Here is a 1,461-nt window from a genome sequence, read left to right as displayed (position 1 = left end):
TCCTTACCTTCTTCATCGGGTCATTCCGGTCCTTCGTAAGATCGGGAAGCCCAGGAGCTTCGGGTGTGGCTCATGGTGTTCCTGCCCTCGATGGCTGAAGCAGATTGGCCACCTGAAGCTTCGCGACGACTCGACTGCTAATTGGGATGAGCGAAGTGGATCGCTGTGTAAGGACACGTCAGCGAGGTCGTCTTCTGGGACGGGAACATGCACGAGGACAACGGAGGCGCTGGTGCCCAAGCTCTGGGCTGGTACGGACGCGGGCAAAAGCGCGCATCACTGCACGGTGATTGATGCCGACGGGACCAGGGTCCTGTCGCGCCGGGTGGCGAACGACGAGCCCGAGCTCCTGGAACTGATCAAGGATGTCCTGGCCATCAGCGAGGACGTGACCTGGGCGATCGACCTCAACGCCGGCGGGGCCGCCCTGTTGATCGCGCTGCTGGTCAACCATGGCCAGAAGCTCCTCTACATCCCCGGCCGCACTGTTCACCACGCCTCCGGTTCCTATCGAGGGGACGGGAAGACCGATGCCAAGGACGCCTACGTCATCGCCGATCAGGCCCGGATGCGCCGGGATCTTGAGCCACTGGCGACCGGGGACGAGATCGCGGTGGACCTGAAGATCCTCACCGCTCGGCGCTACGATCTGACAGCCGACCGCACCCGCGCCGTCAACCGGCTGCGCGCACAGATGCTGGAGTACTTCCCTGCACTGGAGAGGGCGTTCGACTACAGCACGTCCAAGGCATCACTCATTCTGCTTACCGGTTACCAGACTCCTGCGGCTCTGCGCAGGATCGGAAGGAGCCGGCTCGCTGCCTGGTTGAAGAACCGCAAGGCCCGCAACTCCGCCGGTGTTGCGGCGGCCGCGGTCGAGGCCGCCGAGGCCCAGCACACCGCTGTCCCCGGGGAGAAGTTCGCCGCCGCTGTGGTGGCGAAGCTGGCGAGGGAGGTAATGGCCCTCGATGAGGAGATCGCCGAGACCGACGTCCTGATCGAGGATCGGTTTCGCGAGCACCGGCATGCCCAGGTGATCCTCAGCTTGCCGGGGATGGGTCCACTGCTGAGCGCCGAGTTCATCGCGTTGACCGGCGGTGACCTGAGTGCCTTCGGCACCTCCGACCGCTTGGCCGGCGTCGCTGGCCTCGCTCCCGTGCCACGAGATTCGGGACGTATCAGCGGCAACCTGCACCGGCCCCGCCGGTATAGCCGACGTCTGCTGCGGGTCTTCTACCTCTCTGCCCAGGTCGCCGCCCGATGGTGCCCAGTATCCCGAAAGTTCTACGAGCGAAAGCGCGAAGAAGGAAAGGGGCATAAGCAGGCAATTCTGGCTCTCGCCCGACGTCGACTCAACGTGCTGTGGGCCCTCATACGTGACGGCCACACCTTCACGATCAGCCTGCCGCAAGAAACAACATGACCCAGGCACGATGCGCCGCCAATCGCGCTTGACAACAG

1 protein-coding gene is annotated in these 1,461 nt (G+C 64.3%); it reads left to right on the top strand.

The genetic code is table 11. The features are described from left to right. Positions 1-232: 232 nt before the first annotated feature. Entirely contained in the window at positions 233-1,423 is a 1,191-nt protein-coding gene (locus ACFYX0_RS47815; RefSeq protein ID WP_388982138.1) for an IS110 family transposase, read from the top strand. The last annotated feature ends 38 nt before the right edge of the window (positions 1,424-1,461 follow it).

The sequence above is a fragment of the Streptomyces sp. NPDC002573 genome (assembly GCF_042889625.1).
GTDB classification, from domain to species: domain Bacteria; phylum Actinomycetota; class Actinomycetes; order Streptomycetales; family Streptomycetaceae; genus Streptomyces; species Streptomyces gibsoniae.
Note: the sequence above shows the minus strand (reverse complement) of the source record. Positions and strands in the feature narration are given on the sequence as shown.